Annotated in this window: 16 protein-coding genes; 6 read left to right on the top strand and 10 right to left on the bottom strand. The window is 39.0% G+C overall.

All coding sequences use genetic code 11. The annotated features are described in order from the left end of the window. Positions 1–40: 40 nt before the first annotated feature. The 5 genes from L8T27_RS09035 to L8T27_RS09015 form a co-directional block, all read right to left on the bottom strand. On the bottom strand, positions 41–745 hold the full coding sequence (locus L8T27_RS09035) for a PepSY domain-containing protein (RefSeq protein ID WP_237941338.1): 705 nt from the start codon (positions 743–745) through the stop codon (positions 41–43). Then, the gene (locus L8T27_RS09030) at positions 742–2,106 is read right to left on the bottom strand and encodes a sensor histidine kinase (protein ID WP_233314010.1); all 1,365 of its coding nucleotides are present in this window, start codon (positions 2,104–2,106) and stop codon (positions 742–744) included. The genes L8T27_RS09035 and L8T27_RS09030 overlap by 4 nt, the downstream gene beginning before the upstream one ends. Beyond that, positions 2,103–2,801, bottom strand: coding sequence for a response regulator transcription factor (locus L8T27_RS09025; RefSeq protein WP_237941337.1), 699 nt, complete (start codon positions 2,799–2,801; stop codon positions 2,103–2,105). Before L8T27_RS09025 ends, L8T27_RS09030 begins: the two co-directional genes overlap by 4 nt. 158 nt (positions 2,802–2,959) lie before the next feature. Next, on the bottom strand, positions 2,960–3,889 hold the full coding sequence (locus L8T27_RS09020; RefSeq protein WP_233314012.1) for a manganese-dependent inorganic pyrophosphatase: 930 nt from the start codon (positions 3,887–3,889) through the stop codon (positions 2,960–2,962). 228 nt (positions 3,890–4,117) lie between these two features. Beyond that, positions 4,118–5,452: a glutamine synthetase family protein gene (locus L8T27_RS09015; RefSeq protein ID WP_237941336.1), complete on the bottom strand. Its 1,335-nt coding sequence runs from the start codon at positions 5,450–5,452 to the stop codon at positions 4,118–4,120. 600 nt (positions 5,453–6,052) lie between these two features. Here L8T27_RS09015 and L8T27_RS09010 point away from each other — a divergent pair. Together L8T27_RS09010 and L8T27_RS09005 are read left to right on the top strand one after the other, a co-directional pair. Next, on the top strand, positions 6,053–7,270 hold the full coding sequence (locus L8T27_RS09010; RefSeq protein ID WP_237941335.1) for an aminotransferase-like domain-containing protein: 1,218 nt from the start codon (positions 6,053–6,055) through the stop codon (positions 7,268–7,270). Next, positions 7,270–8,247: a D-2-hydroxyacid dehydrogenase gene (locus L8T27_RS09005; RefSeq protein ID WP_237941334.1), complete on the top strand. Its 978-nt coding sequence runs from the start codon at positions 7,270–7,272 to the stop codon at positions 8,245–8,247. The genes L8T27_RS09010 and L8T27_RS09005 overlap by 1 nt, the downstream gene beginning before the upstream one ends. Positions 8,248–8,293: 46 nt before the next feature. Here the strand turns inward: L8T27_RS09005 and L8T27_RS09000 are convergent, their stop codons facing one another. From L8T27_RS09000 to L8T27_RS08990, 3 genes are all read right to left on the bottom strand, one after another. Then, positions 8,294–8,683: a rhodanese-like domain-containing protein gene (locus tag L8T27_RS09000; RefSeq protein WP_233314016.1), complete on the bottom strand. Its 390-nt coding sequence runs from the start codon at positions 8,681–8,683 to the stop codon at positions 8,294–8,296. A 136-nt stretch (positions 8,684–8,819) separates the two neighbouring features. Further along, positions 8,820–11,525, bottom strand: a complete 2,706-nt coding sequence (acnA, locus tag L8T27_RS08995) for an aconitate hydratase AcnA (protein WP_233314017.1) — start codon at positions 11,523–11,525, stop codon at positions 8,820–8,822. Between the two features lie 213 nt (positions 11,526–11,738). After that, the gene (locus L8T27_RS08990; protein ID WP_233314018.1) at positions 11,739–11,999 is read right to left on the bottom strand and encodes a hypothetical protein; all 261 of its coding nucleotides are present in this window, start codon (positions 11,997–11,999) and stop codon (positions 11,739–11,741) included. Positions 12,000–12,173: 174 nt separating this feature from the next. Here L8T27_RS08990 and L8T27_RS08985 point away from each other — a divergent pair, with 174 nt between their 5' ends. Next, positions 12,174–12,317 carry a small acid-soluble spore protein P gene (locus L8T27_RS08985; RefSeq protein ID WP_442780416.1) on the top strand — a complete coding sequence of 48 codons (144 nt, stop codon included), beginning with the start codon at positions 12,174–12,176 and terminating at the stop codon, positions 12,315–12,317. Between the two features lie 109 nt (positions 12,318–12,426). Continuing rightward, a complete protein-coding gene (locus L8T27_RS08980) occupies positions 12,427–12,735 on the top strand; it encodes an Hsp20/alpha crystallin family protein (RefSeq protein ID WP_237941333.1) in 309 nt (102 codons plus the stop codon). Here L8T27_RS08980 and L8T27_RS08975 read toward each other — a convergent pair. Further along, a complete protein-coding gene (locus L8T27_RS08975; RefSeq protein ID WP_237941332.1) occupies positions 12,732–13,286 on the bottom strand; it encodes a hypothetical protein in 555 nt (184 codons plus the stop codon). The two genes, L8T27_RS08980 and L8T27_RS08975, sit on opposite strands and share 4 nt — an antisense overlap. A 21-nt stretch (positions 13,287–13,307) precedes the next feature. Further along, positions 13,308–14,699 (bottom strand): MocR-like pyridoxine biosynthesis transcription factor PdxR, encoded by a 1,392-nt coding sequence (gene pdxR, locus L8T27_RS08970; protein ID WP_248574482.1) that lies wholly within the window; start codon positions 14,697–14,699, stop codon positions 13,308–13,310. 107 nt (positions 14,700–14,806) lie between these two features. Between pdxR and L8T27_RS08965 the strand changes: the two genes are divergently transcribed. Together L8T27_RS08965 and L8T27_RS08960 are read left to right on the top strand one after the other, a co-directional pair. Continuing rightward, positions 14,807–15,355 (top strand): pyridoxamine 5'-phosphate oxidase family protein, encoded by a 549-nt coding sequence (locus tag L8T27_RS08965; RefSeq protein WP_237941330.1) that lies wholly within the window; start codon positions 14,807–14,809, stop codon positions 15,353–15,355. A 143-nt stretch (positions 15,356–15,498) separates the two neighbouring features. Beyond that, entirely contained in the window at positions 15,499–17,046 is a 1,548-nt protein-coding gene (locus L8T27_RS08960; RefSeq protein ID WP_233314023.1) for an ABC-F family ATP-binding cassette domain-containing protein, read from the top strand. Positions 17,047–17,127: the final 81 nt, after the last annotated feature.

Raw genomic sequence — 17,127 nt, 5'->3', positions numbered from 1 at the left:
GCAGAAATATGAGAAATTGATGAGAATTCATCGGAGCGTTTTAATCATTGTCCCAATTAATTGATTCAATGGCACCTGTATAGGCATTAATATACATTTTTACTTCTTTATCGCCTTCCGCTTCTATTTCCAATTCATAAACGAGACCGAAATCTTCATCCTCTTCCATATCGATTTCTGAAACAGTTCCTGCGATTTCCTGTAAAGCTATTTCCTCTGCTTTTTCCTTTGAGATATATTCTGTAGTTCCGTCTGCCGCATCTTCTTTAATTTCTCCAGTTTCCCTGTCTAGCAAATAGGCTGTGTCTTTAGCTTCTGTTTTGATAATAAAAGAATAATAGGAAATACTATCTTGGTTTGTTTCTTCAATTGTCAATAAATCACCTTTTATCTGCTCTTGTATCAACGTTTTTGCCTCTTCTTCTTGGATGAGACTAGCTTTGTCGGTAGTATCCTTCACAGATTGTTGAATTAAGGTCTCCACTTTGCCTGTCTTTTTGTTAAGCACTATATTGTATACACCACTGTCTGTTTCAAAAATGATTTGATAAGAAGGTCCTGATTCTCCATCCCTTTGTGAAACACTACTTACTGTGCCTCCATAATTAGACAAGACAAAATCTTTTGCCGCATCCTCTGTTAAAGTACTGCTTTCATCGGCGAAGAAGATAAAATACCCTAAAACCAATAGGACAATAATCAGGAGGAAGCTGCTAATGAGGAGAAGTTTCTTCTTGTTCATCATTTGTCCACCGCCTTTTGTCCTGCAGGGAACATACATGTAAACGTTGTTCCTTTATCTAACTCACTTTCCACTTCAATCATACCATCATGAGCAGTCATGATAAGTTTTGCGATCGACAGTCCTAGCCCAACACCGCCGTTTTCCCGATTTCTCGACATATCAGCACGGTAAAAGCGGTCAAATATTAACGGCTGCTTTTTTTTATCAATACCGATGCCATCATCTTCAACCTTTAAAATAATATTCTCTTGTGTAGTGTTCACTGCCAATTTCACTGTATTTGCTCCATACTTAAAGGCATTATCAAGGAGAATAAGAAGAAGCTGCTTTATTTTTTGCTTATCACCATACAGAATGACTGGCGTGCTTGCCTTTTCAACTAACACGATCCGTCCTGTCGCCATTTCCATATTCTTCGCAGTCTTGATGCAAAGCTTATTCAGCTCAAAGTCTTCCAAATGCAAGACAAGATGATCATCGGCTTTTGCCAGCTCAAGCATTTCATTTGTCATTTCCTTCATACGCACCGCCTCTGATAAAATGGCATCTATTCCTTCCTCTAAAGCATCAGGCTTATTCTTTCCCCAGCGCTTCAGCATGCTGGCATAGCTTTCAATTACAGTAAGCGGAGTTTTCAATTCATGCGAGGCATCATAGACAAATTGTTTTTGCTTATCATATTGCAATTCTAATATAGATATCATTTTGTTAAAGGTGTTCCCAAGCTGATACAATTCATCCTTACTTCTGTCTTGCAATTCAAGCTTTTGAAAACTGCCCTTTGACTGGATCTCCTCCATTGTTTTTATAAGAGACTGAATTGGTGTCAATATGAAACTTGATAGCAATCTTCCAGCCAAAAAAGTCGGCAATATAACGAGAACAGTCCCGATTATCAGAATCAGTCTTAATACATCCAATATACGCAGTGAGCTGTCGATATTTTCAGCCATCTCCAGCTTTACTACACTGCCGTCATTCCAGATGACTGGCAGTGAAGCAACGGCAAACGAGCTTCCATCTTGTTTTAGAACGTTTTCCGATTGGCCAGCTGAAAAGGAATGGTCTATATCAGCATAGCTTGATTCTTTCGTGCTTGTAAAAATCACTGCATTATTTTCGTCAATTGCACGAATCATTCCATTTGCCGGGACGAAGGCACGCAGGAGGGAATTTCTCGTCATTTCTGTTGTTGCACTGTCAAGATTTCCTGCTGCCTGCATCAACTTGCCTGCTGTTTCGTTCACTTCATTTTTAAGGATTTCCTTTTGAAAAACGAAGTAAATGGTCGTATTAAGACAAACCATCATTATGATTAGCAGCAATGTTGAAAAAACTTGGATGCGCGTTCTGACTCTCATATAGAAGATTCCTTAATGACATAGCCAACCCCGCGAATTGTTTGAATCAGCTGTCTATCAAATTGATAATCGATTTTCTTGCGTAAATATCTTATATAAACATCCACCACATTTGTATCTGCCATAAAATCATAACCCCAAACATGATTCATAATTTGTTCTCTGCTTAACACAATATTTTTATTTTCCATTAAATAAAGAAGCAGCTCAAATTCCCTTGGTGTCAGTTCAATATCGATGTCTGCACGCTTTACGGAATAAGATTTGACAAATACTTTTAAATCATCCACTTCTAGCACTTTTTCCTGCTCTTGTTTCCATTGCATCTTGCTGACGCGAAGGCTTGCCCGAATTCGGGCAAGCAGCTCCTCTATTTGGAATGGCTTTGTCATATAGTCGTTTGCCCCTAAATCAAGGCCTGCTACTTTGTCTGGAATAGAATCTCTTGCAGTCAAAAGAATAACCGGAACATGCACAGCTGCATTGCGGATTCTTCTTAAGACCTCTAAACCGCTTAATTCTGGCAGCATTACATCAAGCAAGACAAGACTCCAGCCTCCCTCAAGCACTTTCTCTAAACCTTTAACACCGGAATGCTCTGCGTGAACTTCATAACCTTCGTATTCGAGCTCCATCGTAATGATTCTTGCGATTTTTTGTTCATCTTCAATAACAAGAATTTTATCCTTTGGCAAACTTCCTCAGCTCCCTATTACATCTCTGGGGGAAATGTTTTTTAGTCATATCTTTACTTTGATATTATCGTAAACACGCACATAAAAAAAGAACTTGCCTTTGAATAAGTGATCTTTATGATCAACTTACACAAGCAAGTTCTTTTTACTATTATGGATTATTTTGATAATTCCTCTGTTAATACAGGAACGATTTGTTTTTTGCGTGATACAACACCTTTAAGCAAGGCTGTGTTATTTTCAAGTTTTACGCCAAATGCCGCTTCCACTGCACTAGTTTTCGTTCCAAGTGCGAGGGCAACAGAATCATTGTTTAAGATATCTGTTACAACAAGCAAGAATAAATCAAGCCCTTTGTCAGCAATCACTTTATTTAATGCATCTTCCAGTTCGCCTTGTTTAGCAAGTACATCATTTGTGTCCACTGCATTAACTTGAGCAACTTCCACTTTATATGACCCCATTGGAAATTCTTTTGCATCAAGGCTGATTAGTTGCTCTACTGTTTTGTCGCTTAAATCTGCACCAGCTTTAAGCATGTCCAAACCATATTGGTCCAAATTAATGCCAGCAATTTCAGCAAGCTCTTGTGCTGCTTTAACATCCTGATCTGTGCAAGTTGGAGATTTAAACAATAATGAATCGGAAATAATTGCAGAAACCATTAAACCTGCAATGTCTTTTTTGATTTCAACATTGTTCTCTTTGTAAAGCTTGTTAAGAATTGTAGCAGTACAGCCAACAGGCTCAGCGCGATAATATAAAGGATCGCTTGTTTCAAAGTTAGCAATACGGTGGTGGTCGATAACTTCCAGGATAGAAACCTCTTTAATATCTTCCACACTTTGCTGGAATTCGTTGTGATCTACAAGAATTACAGAATCTGTTTCCTCTGACGCCTTTTGTATGTATCTTGGAGCTTCAGCTTTGAAGTAATCTAGAGCGAACTTTGTTTCGCCATTGATTTCTCCCAGGCGTACAGCTTCCGCTTCTACACCTAAAGCTTTTTTCAATTCTGCATAAGCGATAGCAGAACAAATCGTATCCGTATCAGGATTTTTGTGACCAAAAACTAAAACTTTTCCCATTCTTTAATTCTCCTTGTAACTGAAATTATTGACATAGATAAACAAGGATGCACTTGTTATCCAATGTATTTATTGTATCATATCGCTAGCAAAAATAAATAATCGATAGACAAAATCTCCTTCTTATTTTATCGGAATTGTATTTTTGCGAAGAAGCATTTGACATAAACTACTAAGATAGCACAACAAAAAAAAGAGGGCTGATGCCCTCTCTTATCTATCAAACTATTAGAATTTAAATTGGTAGTTTTCAATTTCCCAAGCATGGATTTGTGTACGGTAGTTATCCCACTCTTCTTTTTTCGCTGCAACATACTCATAGAATACGTGCTCTCCAAGTGTTTTAAGACCGATTTCTCCTGCTTCTAGTTCAGCGATAGCTGCTTCTAGGCCACCTGGTAGGCTGTCGATGCCCAACTCTTCGCGGCGTGCATCTGTCATGTGGAAGATATCTTCGTTAACAGGTGCTGGAGCTTGCAATCCTTTTTCCACTCCATCAAGACCAGCAGATGCTATTACTGCAAATGTCAAATATGGATTTGATGCTGGATCTGGACAACGCAATTCTACGCGAGTTGCCATGCCTTTTTTAGCTGGAATACGGATTAAAGCTGAACGGTTTGAAGCAGACCAAGCAAGATATACTGGTGCTTCATAGCCAGGTACTAGACGTTTGTAAGAGTTTACTAGCGGGTTTGTAACAGCTACGAAACTCTTAACATTATCAAGGATACCAGCGATGAAAGAGTAAGCTTCACTTGAAAGCTGCAGTTCATCAGACGGATCGAAGAAAATGTTTTCGCCATCCTTGAAGAACGACATGTTAACATGCATTCCTGAACCGTTGATGCCGAATACTGGCTTTGGCATAAATGTTGCATGCAAGCCATATTGTGCTGCGATTGTTTTAACTACCCATTTGTAAGTAGTCGCAAGGTCTGCAGCTCCTAGAGCATCTGCATATTTAAAGTTAATTTCATGCTGGCCTTCTGCTACTTCATGGTGCAATGCTTCAATTGTAAAGCCCATTGCTCGCAAAGTTTTGAAGATTTCAACACGAACCTTTTCACCTAAGTCTTTAGGAGATGGCTCAAAGTATCCGCCTCTGTCACCTAGGACTGTCGTTGGGTAACCTTGTGCATCTGTTTCAAACAAGAAGAATTCCAATTCAGGACCTACAGAAATCGTATATCCTTGTTCTGCTGCACGTGCCACTGTCTTCTTAAGAACATTACGTGTGTCACCTTCAAATAATGTACCATCTGGATTTGTTACAGAGCAAAGGAAGCGTGCTTCTGAATATCCTTCTTCTTCTGTCCAAGGCAACACAACAAATGTGTTTAAATCTGGGGCTAAATAAGAATCTGATTTATTGATAGGTGAGAAACCTTTGATGGAAGAACCATCAATCATGATTTTCCCTTCTACTGCATCATCTAATTGAGCTGCTGTAATTGTGATATTTTTCAAAATCCCTTCAATATCTACAAATTGCATATGCAATAATTCTACATTTTTTTCTTTAATGATACTTTGAATCTGTTCTAATGTAATTTCAGCCATGTCAATTTACCTCACAATTCATGTTCTATTATCTAACTTGAATTCATTATAAGAAATTATTTATAGTTATACAATATCTTTTTTAAAATTTTTTAAATATTTTATAAGATAGCGTTTACATTCTTTTGTTTTTATGTTTGATTTATTTTTTATAAAAATCCGAAAATTCTGCAAAAAATGAAACTAACTGCTTATTTTCTTTTGAATGCTCGTTTTTTCGCCGTCTTTTAATATTTCCATATTCGAAATAAATAGCATATAGTTGGCTCTATATTCAGTAATTCTCCAAACGTTTTACTGACGAAAGGAGCAAACTGGCTTGGCTTCATGCAGTTTTGCTATCGGCAGCTTCTTTTCCCATTAGGAATGTCTGCACCATTAATCTTGTCAGATTTTCTTCGCTTATTAGCAATTCATGGAAGATAAATCAGGAATTTACAAAACAGTACATGGAGGTAGTGAATCAAGGATTTATGATTAGCCTTTAACAAGCAATCCTTTTCTACTAAAAGCAGTTTTTGAAATAAATTACTTTATAAATTATTTGAATAGTGTTAATTTTTAAAATAAATTATTTTTTAAGAGGATGGTGTTTAAAGTATGAATTCATTAAAGCAATTTACATTTAGTAAAAGATTTCCGAACATGCCGATTATCGGCTCCTCCTTCGCCGGTTCACTAGACCATGTTATTCCATTGTCTTATGGTTTTCCTGCTCCAGAGTCTTTTCCATTAGAAACGATGGTTGCTGCAACACAAGCTGCCATGAAAACGCAAGGGTTTGGTGCTATGTCTTATAGCGGCGGAACAGGCACAAGTCATATTGTTAACTGGATTCTCGAACGATCAAAGCTCCGTGACGTACATGCAAAAGAGGACCAAATCCTTGTAACTGCCGGGAGCATGCAGGCAATCGATTTAGTGGCACGAACACTCACTGACCCAGGTGACGAAATTTGGATTGAAGCTCCTTGTTTTTTTGGTGCAATTCGGACATTTAATTTGGCGCAGGTAAAATTACGGTCATTTCCGATTGATGAGAATGGAATAATGGTTGACTATGTGGAAAAAGCGTTATTAGAAGCCACTCTTCAGCAAAAGCCAATTCCGAAGCTTCTGTACATCATGCCCAATTACCATAATCCAGGCGGTGTCAATCTCTCTGTAGACAGACGAAGGAAACTCGCAGAGCTTGCTTATGAATATAATTTCTTCATTTTGGAAGATGATGCTTATGTGGAGCTTTCCTTTGAAGGCACTTATCTCCCTTCAATCCACTCCTTCGGTCCTGAGCGCGTCATCTATTTAAGCACCTTTTCTAAAGTAATTGCACCTGGTATCCGTTTAGGCTGGGCAATTGGATTAAGTGAGATTATCACTAAGATGCGTATTTTGAAAACAGACGGGCTGACTAGCGTATATGTACAGGAAGTTGTTCACAATGTGTTAGACCAGCTGGATATCGAAGAACATATCAAGTATTTAAGCAATACGTATAAATCAAGAAAAGAGGCAATGGTTGAAGCCATTAACGAGCATTTCGGCGACGAGGTCAGCTTTGTTTCACCAGAAGGAGGCTTCTTTCTGTGGCTCACATTCCCTGCTGGCATAAATACAAGCGACTTTGTGGAAGCTGCAATGACTGCTGGTGTCTCCTATTTGGATGGACAGCATTTCTTCCTTGAAGACGAAGGCTTTAACACAATGAGACTTTGTTTCACATACTGTAGTGAGGAGAAAATTAAAGAGGCGATTAAACGGCTTGCGGAAACTTACTTCCAATATATCCGCACCTTGCCGATGGAGGAAGCTAACTGATGGATTCATCATCCCCTGTCATTTATGTTAGGTACAATATACCAAAAAAGTATATCGAAAAAATAAAAGCCTTAGGTGCAACCGTTTTGTTTGATCCTTGGCAATTTGGTAAAGAAGAACCAGCAGTGAACTTCGATTTAAGTGAGTGTGATATTATCCTTACCTTAGGTTTAATGGACCCTCTTACCATTAGGAACAACGCCCCAAAGCTTAAATGGGTACAATCATTAAGTGTTGGACTGGATGCTCTGCTTCATGAGGAAACAATTAAAAGTAATCTACTGATTACTAATACAAAGGGCTGCACTTCTATACCGATTGCCGAACATACTGTTGCCATGATTTCTGGGTTTGCAAGAGGGCTGCCAACCATGCTGCGTAATCAAAACAAGCGAATCTGGAGCAATACGGATATTCAAGACTTAGACGGCGCCACTATAGGAATTATCGGATATGGAGAGATTGGCAAAGAGATTGCGAAAAGATGCAAAGTTCTTGGCATGCATGTAGTCGGCTGCCGAAAGAGACCTTCCATTACAACAAGTAATGATCCTGCAGATGAGGTGGTTGGACTTGAACAAGTCGATGATGTCATTGAAAATGCTGATTTTCTTGTTCTCGCTTTGCCTTCAACAAAGGAAACGTACCAATTCATAAATAAAGAGAAGCTAAAGCTTATGAAACCATCTGCTTACTTGATTAATATCGGCAGAGGCAATACAATTGCAGAAGCTGATTTGCTGGAAGTGTTAACAGCTCAGCGAATTAAAGGTGCTGCTCTTGATGTATTTGAGGTGGAGCCGTTACCAAGCGAGTCCCCCTTCTGGGCATTGGAGAATGTCATAATATCTCCCCATAATGCCTATTATTCTCCGAAAAGCATGGATCGTTATATGGATATATTTTTAGAGAATGTCACTAGATTTAAAGAAGGCAAAGAGCTACTTAATTTGGTTAATAAAGAGCTTGGCTATTAAAATATAAAGAGGAGCGACCATTTAGCGCTCCTCTTTTCCTTCGGTATTAAACTGTTTCGTAGCCTTCTTGTTTCCAAGCTGTTGTTCCGCCTTCAATGAAAGCTACATCAGCAAATCCCATTTGTTTAAGCAAATAAGCGCCAAGAGCAGCTTGTCCGCCTAAACCGCATGTTACTAGAATCGGTCTGTTGCGATCAGCTAATTCTGGATTGCGAAGCTCTTCAGGAAGCTCCAAATCAGCACGAATCGGCAGCATGCCTAGTGAAATGTTTACACTGCTTGGAATTAAACCGCAAGCTCCTGCATCCTCAGCATCCTGCACATCAATTACATATGTATTAGGTTTGTCTTCCATTTGTTTTTTTGCTTCAATTGATGAGATGCCTTTCACATTGCTTCTTGCTTCTTCTAATAATTTTCCGAATGTCAACGCCATTCCAATCACTCCTTCATGGTAATTTCCTACATATCTATAGTAGCAAACTTTTCCTTAATTACCTAGCAGAATGTACGCCCACTAAAAGAAAAAGAGACTAATGAGTCATTAGTCACTCATTAGTCTCTTTCTATCATTAGTTCTTCAATTTATCTCGAAGCACCATCGGTAAGATTCCACCGTGACGGTAGTAGTCTATCTCTACTTCAGAATCAAAGCGTACAAGCACTTCAAATGTCTTCTTGTTTCCATCCTCATCTGTCGCAGTAACTTCAATGAAATCACGAGGTTTAACTGTTTCATCGACATATATGTTAAACGTCTCTTTACCTGTTAAACCAAGAGACTCTGCGCTGTCTCCATCCTTGAATTGCAATGGAAGCACACCCATTAACACAAGGTTAGAGCGGTGGATTCTCTCAAAGCTTTCAGCAAGAACTGTTTTAATTCCAAGGAGATTCGTACCTTTTGCTGCCCAGTCACGAGAAGATCCCATGCCATAATCTTTGCCGGCAAGAACCATTAGGCCAGTTCCATCTTGTTTATATTGCATACAAGCATCATAAATGGATGTCACTTCACCTGTCGGCCAGTATGTCGTAAACCCGCCCTCTGTACCAGGAGCAATCTGATTACGGATACGGATATTCGCAAATGTTCCTCTCATCATGACCTCGTGGTTACCGCGGCGAGAACCGTAAGAGTTGAAATCGCGAACCTCTACTCCGTTTGCTTTTAAATATTTACCTGCAGGAGTGTTGACACCGATTGCTCCGGCTGGTGAAATATGGTCTGTTGTAACAGAGTCGCCAAACTTGCCGACAATTTTAAGCCCTTTAATCGGAAGTACCTTCTCAGGATCAGGCTTCAGCCCTTCAAAGAATGGAGGGTTTTGAATATAAGTGCTTGAATCATCGAATGTGTATAATGAATCGCTGCTAGTCTGAATTTCATTCCAGCGCTCGTTGTCGTCGAACACACGCTCATACTCCTTCTTAAACAGTTCAGGAGTTACAGTGCGGTTTACCACTTCATTAACCTCTTCAGTTGATGGCCAAATATCCTTGAAGAATACATCGTTGCCATCCTTATCTTTGCCGATTGACTCGTTTTGCAGGTCAATATCAACAGTTCCCGCAAGTGCATAAGCCACAACTAACGGCGGTGATGCCAAGTAGTTTGCTTTTACAAGCGGATGAATACGACCTTCAAAGTTTCTGTTACCGGAAAGCACACTAGTAACAAGCAAATCAGAATCAGCAACTGCCATTTCGATTTCATCACGCAATGGACCAGAGTTTCCGATACAAGTCGTACAGCCGTAACCAACAAGGTTAAAGCCGATTTGTTCCAAGTATGGCAGCAAGCCGGAATCTCTTAAATAACCAGTTACTACTTTTGAACCTGGCGCCAAAGAAGTTTTAACGAATTTAGGCACTTCCATGCCAAGTTCCACTGCTTTTTTGGCAACAAGGCCAGCACCAACAAGCACATACGGGTTGGATGTATTTGTACAGCTAGTGATAGCAGCGATTGCAACAGAACCTGTCCTCATTGTCGTTGAGTCCCCGTTAGCAAACTTGATATCTACTGATTTATCAAACTCATCTTTCTTCAAGCCGAAGCCTTGATTTCCTTCAGGTGCAGTCACAGAATCAACAAATGCTTTTTGCAGCTGCGATAATGGAATCAAGTCTTGCGGACGTTTTGGTCCAGACAGGTTTGCTTCAATATCTGAAAGATTAATTTCAATTACTTTTGTATAAACTGGCTCAATACTAGGATCAAAGAACAGTCCATTAAGTTTAGAATATTCTTCTACCACTTTGATTTGCTCTTCTGATCTGCCTGTTAATCTCATATAAGCCAATGATTCCTCATCAACTGGGAAGAATCCGCAAGTTGCTCCGTATTCTGGAGCCATGTTAGCGATTGTCGCACGGTCAGCTAGCGGCAATTGGGAGATACCAGGTCCGAAGAATTCAACGAACTTGCCTACTACCCCTTCACCTCTCAACACTTGTGTAACTTTTAAAGCAAGGTCTGTTGCTGTTGAACCGTTAGGCATATCACCAATAAGCTTCACACCCACAACTTCTGGAACTGGGAAATATGATGGTTGTCCAAGCATGCCAGCCTCTGCCTCGATACCGCCGACACCCCATCCAAGTACGCCGATTCCGTTGATCATCGTCGTATGTGAGTCTGTTCCTACTAATGTATCAGGGAAAGTTTCTAACTCTCCATCTTCATTTTCGACTACTTGCACAACATTTGCTAAATATTCTAAATTTACTTGGTGTACGATTCCTGTAGCAGGCGGAACGGCACGATAATTATCAAAAGCTTTTTGAGCCCAGCTCAAAAATTGGTAACGCTCTGCGTTTCGTTCAAACTCAAGATCCATATTTGCAGTCAACGCATCTGGCGTACCATATTTGTCAACCTGCACACTGTGGTCAATAACAAGATCGACCGGTTTTTCCGGGTTAATTTTGCTTGGATCTCCGCCAAGATCAGCCATGGCTTTTCTTAAAGAAGCCAAGTCAACAACTGCAGGAACTCCTGTGAAGTCCTGTAGGATAACCCTTGAAGGCTTAAATGGCACATCAATTTCTTTCAGTTCATCTGTTCCCCATTTTGCAAGGTTTTCCACATGTTCGTCTTTAATGACAAAACCATCCATTTGTCTTAATACAGATTCCAATAGAACTTTGATAGAGTACGGCAATTTGGAAACATTGCCGATTCCCGCTTTTTCCAATGCATCCAATTGATAATAATGATAACGCTTCCCATCAACCTCGAATGATTTACGTGCATTGTAAGTATCTTTTGCCATATGTATTACCCCCTCCATGTAATCATATACCAAAAATAGAAAAATAGTCGAATATTTCGTACTTTCTATCTTTTTAGTCTTTTATTTCCTCATTCATTTTAATACAGTAGCTTTGATAAGTAAATAATAAGAAAGTTATCATTTATAATAAGCGCTACTTATGACCTAATTAAAAAAGCACCCTTTCCAAAAGAAAAGGTGCAACTATTAAAGTTACGAAAGATCATTTACCTCACTGACAATCGTTTTTAAATCTTGCTGGAATGTCTCTAGCTGTTTGCGCTGATGTTCAGACGCAGTTTCTAAAGCATTTTCGATTTGTTCATATGTTTCGTTAATTTCTTGTTTCAGATGCTTCAGCTGATGACCGTAGCTTGCAGAATCCTTTACAATATCTTCATATAATGTCTGCGTTTCACGCATGTTATTTTGGGCAGCTTGGAAAGCTTCTTGTTTATTGCTGTGATAAAACACTGTATTTCCTCCTATCTATTTTTGCATAAGAATCGTGGTTGTAAGCAGGAAAGAAATCCTACAGTTAAATTGCTCAAAGACACAAAAAAATATTCTGTATAAACAAGAGATATTTCTCCCATTCTAAACAGTGAAGAGCAAACTGCTTTTCAAATGGCAAAGGAGATGAAGGTCTTGAATAAAAACGACGGTAAAGATATGCGCAAAAATTCACCGAAAGGCCATCACGGCGGACAGCCTGAGCCTCTCAGCGGGAGCAAAAAAGTGAAAAACCGCAACCATACTAGACAGAAGCACAACAGCGGACACGACTTTTAATAAATAGTTAAACACAGGCTGATGATATATCATCAGCCTGCTAAAAAATTTTCTATGCACAGGTTACGGCAGCTGCGAATATCTTGTCATCAAAAAGGAGCAATTCACAATGAGTGATGAGCAATTATTTCCCTTGATGGAAGGATATAACTCTATTAGCAGCTATTTAGATGAAACAGAATTTCCTGTCGATTTATATGAAGCAGATTCTTACTATTTAGCTGAAAGCCTTCTGCCATACATCTCTCCTAATAGTATGGAGATTTTTGTAAAAGACAACTACCTGACTGTAAGGGTTCGTACTTTAGACAATCACATTAAATCAAGGACAGTTTATTTCCCTCAAAAGATTGAAAATAATGCTATTACTTCCGCCTTTACCGACAATATTTTAGAAGTAAAAATCTTTAAAAATTAGGAATACTTCAGTGTTAATCGTTCTTTCTCTAATATATAGTATATGATTCCGTTTGAATGGTTGCACGCCTTCATCAACTGCTTATTTGCTGAATCACATTTCCCCTGCTCTTGATAATCTAATGCAGCGATCGTATATTCCATCCATTTATGATCGGACGCTAAGCTTGAATCATTAAATTCATCTTTGTTTTGTCTGATTTTTAACCACTGCATAAAAAATTTTTTATTGTTATCACTGCTAAGTTTTGCTATTTCTTCATTCACTCCTTTCGTACTGTGAAAATAAAAGCAAAATAGAATGGTCAAAAGCGGATAATACTTTCTGAGATTAGGGCGTTTCACAGCTCTGCGATAATTGGCAATAACAGCTTTGTCATCCTTATTAGCAAGGGCATAAATATAGCCATAATACGGGTTATGTTTTCTAAGCCGCAAATACGTTTCTATCCACTTGCTGCTCCGTGATTTTTTTTCGAAATGATAAGCAAGTAATCGTAAAAATAGAATCGCTGTAAGCATAATGATTGCTGTTACATATATAACTGTCAAAAGCACCCACCCTCTTCTCTTCTAATTAAACCAAACTTTCGCAAGCTGCTTTATGTATTCGTCTATTTTATGCAGTGTTAATCCTCCAAACCCTAATATGATTGGACAATCATCTACTGATTTATTGGAATAATAGCTTGCAGTAGAATATATGCCAATAGACTGGTGTGCTGCTGCCTCAATCAATTGGGAATGCTGCTTATTTTCAACATTTATAAGCAGATGCAATCCGGCCTTTTCACCGATTATGTTAACAAATCCCCCCATATACTCATTTAGGGATGACAGCAGCATCTCATGTTTTTCTTTATAGATTTTCCTCATTTTTCTTAGATGCCTCTCATAGTGTTCTCTTTCCATAAATAGTGCTAATGCATGCTGAAAAATGGGTGAAGCATTTTGGGAATCAATGAACCCTTCATGCAGATTCTCCAATAATTTTTTTGGCAATACCATATAGCTAATCCGAACAGAAGGCAAAAATGATTTTGAGAAAGTCCCTGCATAAATAACTCTGTCCTGCCGGTCTAAGCCTTTTAAACTTGCAACCGGTGCCCCTTCATAACGAAACTCACTGTCATAATCATCTTCAATAATATAAGCATTTGTCTCTTCAGCCCATTTTAACAGCTCCAACCTTTTGGCAGCTGGCATGATACATCCGAGGGGAAATTGATGGGATGGTGTGATATACGCGGCATTGCAGCCACTGCTTTTTAATACTTGGACATCGTACCCATCGTCTGCTGTAACAGGTATGTCAACAATCATACAGCCTTCTGTTAAGAAAGTATTTTTTACCCCATCATAGCCAGGGCTCTCCATGGCAACAGCTAGTTTATCCTTTTGAAGAAGGGAAATAACTGTTCTGACAAGCTGATTTGTTCCTGCTGATATTACGATATCTTCATATGTGCAATGAATTCCCCGCGATTTGTAAAGATATGTGGCTATCTGTTTTCGCAATAAAATGCTGCCTAATTTATTTCCGTATAGCAGGATTTCTTTATCATTTTCCTGTAAGCTGTCTTGTAAGCATTTTTTCCAGGTTTTCATTGGGAAATGCTCTAGATCAATATCTCCGTATTGAAAGTCAATGGTAAATTCCTTCGCTGCAATAGTTTTATTCTCCTCTTGAAGTACTTCCTGCTTTGTATCAGGTAAATATTCAAGATTAGGGACAACCCAATACCCTTTTTTGACTCTGCTTTCAATAAATCCTTCTGCCAAAAGCTGCTGATATGCTTCATTTACTGTATTTTTACTTATGCTTAACGTTTGAGAAAGGGATCTGACAGAAGGAAGTTTTGTGCCTTCTTTTATGTTCCCATTGAGCATTTCTTCTTTGTAGAAATCGTACAGCTGTTTATAAATTGGTGTTTTTTTGTCTTTTTCAATAAAACAGGAAACCATCTTCCCTCTCCATTCTGTCCCAATGTTTTTTTCGCAAACTGGCACTTTTTTCTATGACACTATTTTTTTACAATGATTCTAACATAACACTGAAGGAGATGGATAGGATGGAACAAATGAGACAGAAAAAAATGGAATGGACCGATGATGAACAAATCAACAGCTGTTTAACAAGTTGCCGCACCGGTTATCTTGGCTTGAGTGATGGCACTGAACCTTATGTTATTCCCCTTAATTATGTTTGGTATAACAAGGCCATTTACTTTCACGGTGCTGATGAAGGCAGAAAGGTGCGCATTATCGAAGTAAACCCCGCAGGCTGCTTCACCATTTGCGAAGAGCTTGGCACAATGAGCAATCCTGTTCCTGCAAAAACGGATACTGCTTATTGGAGTATCATGGCATTCGGAGAAATAAGGAAGGTAAGTGAAATGAAGGAAGCTAGGAATATCATGCAGGAAATGCTGAACAAATATGTACCAGATTACTATAACAAACCTCTTGCTTCGTCTCATTTAGAAAAATATCGGTCTTCTTTAGGCAGCAAAACAGCCATTTATAAACTTTGCCCAACAACGATAACGGGCAAGGAAAATCCACTTGATGCAAAGACAAAATTCTCGCTAGGACGAACGATTTCAATGGATTTAAGATGAAAATAATAGAAATGAAGGAACTAGTCTAGTTTTCTGTTCATTATTTTAGTATTATGAAGAAATGGATACTGCTATTTATTGATTTTAGAAATAGCAAACTGTCATCTTACATGTACTTTATAATGAAGTGAGGATACAAAAATATGTTATTGAATGTGGAAAATTTAAGCCATACATTTGGAGACCGCACCCTATTTAAAGATGTGTCTTTCCGTTTATTAGCGGAAGATCATGTCGGTCTTGTTGGTGCAAACGGGGTTGGAAAATCAACACTGATGAATATTATTACAGGACAGCTGATTCATGACTCAGGCAAAGTAGAGTGGATTCCTTCTGTTCATTACGGCTATTTAGATCAGCATACAGTTCTTACACCTGGAAAAACAATTCGCGATGCATTAAAGGACGCATTCCTTCCTCTATTTAAGGAAGAAGAGAAGCTGAATGAAGTAACGGCGAAAATGGGCGATGCCACTCCAGAAGAGCTGGAAGCTCTGCTTGATGAAATGGGAGTTATTCAAGATAAACTTGATGCCGGCGGCTTTTATACACTTGATATAAAAATTGAAGAAGCAGCGCGCGGGCTTGGTCTTGATGCAATCGGACTAGACCGTGACGTAACAGCACTAAGCGGTGGACAGAGAACAAAAGTTTTACTCGCAAAATTGCTCCTTGAACAGCCGCAAGTGCTATTGCTTGATGAGCCAACGAACTATCTGGATGTAGAGCATATTAAATGGCTTGCTTCTTATTTAAAAGAATATCCATATGCTTTTATCTTGATTTCTCATGATACAGAGTTTATGAACCAAGTATCAAATGTTATCTTCCATCTCGAATTCTCGAAGCTGACGAGATATACTGCAAGCTATGATAAATTCCTTGAGCTTGCTGAAATTAATAAAAACCAGCATTTGAATGCTTACGAAAAGCAAAAGGAATTTATTAAAAAACAAGAGGATTTCATCGCGAAAAACAAAGCGAGATACTCAACAACAGGACGTGCAAAAAGCCGTCAAAAGCAATTGGACCGCATGGAGCGCATTGACCGTCCGGAAACTGCCTTAAAGCCGACATTTGACTTTAAAGAATCACGCGGCAGCAGCCGTTATGTTTTTGAAGGGTCAGATTTTGAAATTGGCTATGGATCTCCGCTATTGCCGAAAATGTCCATTACAATTGAGCGCGGCGAAAAGATTGCTGTAGTCGGCTGTAATGGTGTCGGAAAATCTACGTTGCTGAAAACAATGCTTGGTAAAATACAGCCGTTAAGCGGAAAAATTGAACGAGGTGACTTCCTGTACCCTTCTTACTTTGAACAAGAGGTTAAAGCAGGAAACTTAACACCAATCGAGGATGTTTGGAATGCATTTCCAAGCATGGATCAGCACCAAGTACGTGCTGCCCTTGCACGTTGCGGGTTGAAAAACGAGCATATCTCAAGACCATTAAACCAGCTGAGCGGAGGCGAGCAAGCAAAGGTGCGCCTATGCAAGCTATTGATGGAAGAAAGCAACTGGCTATTGTTTGACGAGCCTACGAATCACTTAGATGTGACGGCAAAAGAAGAATTAAAACGAGCGCTGAAAGCTTATAAAGGCACTGTTGTTCTTGTTTGCCATGAACCTGATTTCTATGAAGATTGGGTTACAAAGGTTTGGAATGTAGAAGAATGGTCTAATCAAAACTAATTAATTTAAAAAACTATCATTAATGATATATTTTTCGCAAGGAATGGATAAACGTCCATTCGCGGGAATATTCATTATTTG

This window comes from Niallia sp. Man26 (genome assembly GCF_022049065.2).
GTDB lineage: Bacteria > Bacillota > Bacilli > Bacillales > Cytobacillaceae > Niallia.
This window is presented reverse-complemented; position numbering and strand designations above follow the sequence as displayed.

Coding starts and splice junctions, on each gene's coding strand:
- L8T27_RS09035 (WP_237941338.1), bottom strand. CDS start 745: ATGATGAACAAGAAGAAACTTCTCCTCATTAGCAGCTTCCTCCTGATT.
- L8T27_RS09030 (WP_233314010.1), bottom strand. CDS start 2,106: ATGAGAGTCAGAACGCGCATCCAAGTTTTTTCAACATTGCTGCTAATC.
- L8T27_RS09020 (WP_233314012.1), bottom strand. CDS start 3,889: ATGGGAAAAGTTTTAGTTTTTGGTCACAAAAATCCTGATACGGATACG.
- L8T27_RS09015 (WP_237941336.1), bottom strand. CDS start 5,452: ATGGCTGAAATTACATTAGAACAGATTCAAAGTATCATTAAAGAAAAA.
- L8T27_RS09010 (WP_237941335.1), top strand. CDS start 6,053: ATGAATTCATTAAAGCAATTTACATTTAGTAAAAGATTTCCGAACATG.
- L8T27_RS09005 (WP_237941334.1), top strand. CDS start 7,270: ATGGATTCATCATCCCCTGTCATTTATGTTAGGTACAATATACCAAAA.
- L8T27_RS09000 (WP_233314016.1), bottom strand. CDS start 8,683: ATGGCGTTGACATTCGGAAAATTATTAGAAGAAGCAAGAAGCAATGTG.
- acnA (WP_233314017.1), bottom strand. CDS start 11,525: ATGGCAAAAGATACTTACAATGCACGTAAATCATTCGAGGTTGATGGG.
- L8T27_RS08980 (WP_237941333.1), top strand. CDS start 12,427: ATGAGTGATGAGCAATTATTTCCCTTGATGGAAGGATATAACTCTATT.
- pdxR (WP_248574482.1), bottom strand. CDS start 14,699: ATGGTTTCCTGTTTTATTGAAAAAGACAAAAAAACACCAATTTATAAA.
- L8T27_RS08965 (WP_237941330.1), top strand. CDS start 14,807: ATGGAACAAATGAGACAGAAAAAAATGGAATGGACCGATGATGAACAA.
- L8T27_RS08960 (WP_233314023.1), top strand. CDS start 15,499: ATGTTATTGAATGTGGAAAATTTAAGCCATACATTTGGAGACCGCACC.